Consider the following 3,307-nt stretch of genomic DNA (forward strand, 5'->3'; position numbering starts at 1 on the left):
CATATCGCACTTTCCTCTTCCCGACTTCTCAAGCCAAGCCCCCTGCATGGTGATCGCCATGACGTCACGGTCAGGCCTAAACATAGGGCTGGCTCATCTGGATATATTGATATTGGCGCTCACGGCAGTCGGTGTTGTGAGATTGCATGACGGATGATTGAATCACGACAGGTTGGGTTGAGAGATGACAGCGGTAATCAGTGGCGGTGGATTGGGTCTGTTGGGTGGGTCGCTGGGGGCCTTGGGCAAGCAGGGCATGCTGGGCCAGGCGGAGATGGGGCGCGGTGGGGAATCGATATATGTGAATGCGGCCACCGGGAATCTGGTGATCCAGCACCGCGACGAACTGCTGCTGGGCAGAGGGTTGGGTCTGGGTGCTTTGCGCACCTATAACAGCCAGGGCCAATTCGATGGCGACAACAACGACAACTGGCGGATCGGCTTCTACCGGCAATTGGCCCGGCTGCAGGGCACGGTCAATACCGCGGGCAGCAGCATCGAGCGCACTGAGGCGGATGGCTCGGTGGCGGTGTATGGGTTTGACGTGGCCCGTAATCTGTATGTCTATCGTGACCCGAGTGGTGCTGAAGACACCTTGAGCTTTGATGCGGGCAAGCAGCAATGGCGTTGGCGTGATGGTGCGAGCCAGCTCAGCGAGACCTATGGCTGGCAACAAGGCCTGGGTCGTCTGCAACAGCAGACCGACAGCGATGGCAATCAGCTGACCTTCAATTACAGTGGCAGCCTGCTGAGCCACATCACGCACAGCAACAGCCAGGGTGAAACGCTGTGGCTGGACTACGTTGGCAACAACCTGCAAAGCGTGCGCATCACCACCCAGGATGGCAAGACGCTCAGCCGCACCCGCTATAGCTACGACAGCCAGAACCGCCTGACCGACATCCAGGTGGACCTCACCCCCGACAACCCGAATGACGCGCTCAGCTACACCACCACCTACACCTATGATGGGACCAGTAACCGACTGGCGAGCCTGAAGCAAAGCGATGGCAGCCTGCTGCGATTTGACTACCAGACGCTGACCGATGGCAGCGTCAGGCTGGTCAAATTGACCGAGCAGCCCACCGACCCGGCGCTCGGTCGGGTCACGGAGTACAGCTATGATCTTGCCAAGCGGACCACACAGCTGATCAGCTACCAAGGCAGTAGACCTGCAGACAACCTGGATGCCCTGGGAGGCGAGACCCGTCTGAGCTATGACGAGGCAGGCCGGCTGCAGAGCCTGACCCGCCGGGCCAACAGCGCGGCGGGCGTGGTCAGCCAGAGCCTGAGCTACCAGTACACTGCGGATGGTCGGTTGCAGACCAGCACCGACGGTGAGAATCGTAGCATCAGCTACGAATACGACAGCCGTGGCAACCTGACTCTGCAGCGTGACCACGCCGGCCATACCGTCCGCCGTCGCTATGATGCGGCCAACCAGCTGGTGAGTGAAACCCGCTACACCGTGGCGGACCCGGATGGTGCGGGTGCGCAGGCCGCCAGTGGCGGGCTGACCGATCGGCTGGTCTATGACACCAACCAACACCTGCGCTTTCGCATCAGTGCAGCGGGACAGGTCACTGAATACCGTTACCAGGATGGCCTGCGCCGCAGTGAACGTCACTACACGACGGCCCGCTACGACCTGAGTGGCCTGGCCGATGATGCCCTGCTCAACGAGGCCCAGCTCACTGCCTGGGTGGCCAAGCAAGATGCCCAGCAAGTCGAGCTGATCGGGTATGACTATGACTTCCGAGGTCAGCTGAAGACCCGCATCCGTTATGCGGAGATTGATAGCAGCGGCAACGGCAAACCGGACGGTCAACAGCAGACCAACTGGCTGTATGACCCCCGTGGCCGCCTGCTCACAGAAGACAATGGCCGTCGCTTCATCGAGTACACCTATGACGGACTGGACCGGGTTCTGACCCAGACCGAATCCGAGCGTGGAGCCGATGGCAAGCTCACCCGCCTGGCTCAGCAGAGCACCCTCTATGACGATGCGGGTGGCAAAGTCACCGTCACCGACGCACGCGGTCTGCGGATGGTATCGAGCTACAGCCGCACCGGCGAGCTGTTGAGCGTGATGCAAAGCCTGGATGGCGTACAGGACGCTGGCACCACCCGCCACCTGTATGACGCCCTGGGGCGACGCCGGGCCACCGTGGATGCCACCGGCCAGGCCCTCGACCTGACCCTGTACGACAGACTGGGCCGCCAGATCGGCCAGATCGACGGACGAGGCTTCCTCACGGAATACCGCTACAACCGTGCCAACCAACTGACCCATACCATCCGGTATGCCAACGCCCTGAGCAGCGCACAGCAAGAAGCCCTGATCAAGAATGGCCAGGCCACCGCCCTGCTGCTGGGCAGCCAGGACAGCGCCACCCTGCCACGCCCAGTGCTGGATGCGGATCGGGACCGTCACAGCTGGCAAAGCTATGATGCAGCGGGACGCCTCAGCCAGACCGTGGATGGCCGCGGCTTTGTCACCGCCACCCGCTATGATGGGGCGGGTCGGCTGCTATCGACCCTGCGCTACGCCAACGCACTCAAACTGGCCGACAAACAGACCCTGAGCGGGCTGCTGGGCGACACCCCTGGCGACGCGCTCATCCAACCGAGCCAGAACCCTGGAGAAGACCGGATCAGCCGCCGGCTATACGATGCGGATGGCCGACTGGTGGGCGAACTCGACGGAGAAGGCTACCTCACCGAGACACGTTATGACGGCGCCGGGCGGGTTGTACTCATCTGCCGCTATGCCACCCCGACCAAGGCCGAGGCCCGTGCCACCGGCGACCTGGCGGCCCTGAGACCGGCCAGTCACACGGACGACCAACGCAGCTTCACCCTGTATGACAACCTGGGGCGGATCGCCGCCCGCATCGATCAAGAAGGCTACCTCACCGACTACCAATACGACGCCCAAGGCAACCGCAGCCAACAGACCGACTACGCCAAAGCGGTCTGGAGCGATGGCGGTGCCAGCGCCCAGGACACGAAGCTGAACCTGGCCACCTTGCGCACCCAGGCCAGCGGTACGGGCAACCGCACCCTCCGTTACAGCTACACCGCCCGCCAGCAACTGGCGAGCGAAACCGCCGCAGACGGCACCGTCACCCGGTATGGCTATGATGTCGCAGGACAAGTGATCTCGGTCAGGGTCAGCAGCGCCGACGGCCAGCAAACCCGCAGCCGCCATAACCGGTATGACGGCATGGGCCGCCTGATCGGTGAACTGAGCGGCGAAGGCGCCGCCTTGCTGACTGGCCAGGAAACGGCAGCCCAGCTCGACGGC

Annotated in this window: 1 pseudogene; it reads left to right on the forward strand. The window is 62.8% G+C overall.

The annotated features are described in order from the left end of the window. Positions 1–184: 184 nt before the first annotated feature. Positions 185–3,307: pseudogene (locus tag HNQ59_RS18985) on the forward strand (RHS repeat protein); the annotation flags it as partial.

Origin of the sequence: Chitinivorax tropicus (genome assembly GCF_014202905.1) — a bacterium.
GTDB lineage: Bacteria > Pseudomonadota > Gammaproteobacteria > Burkholderiales > SCOH01 > Chitinivorax > Chitinivorax tropicus.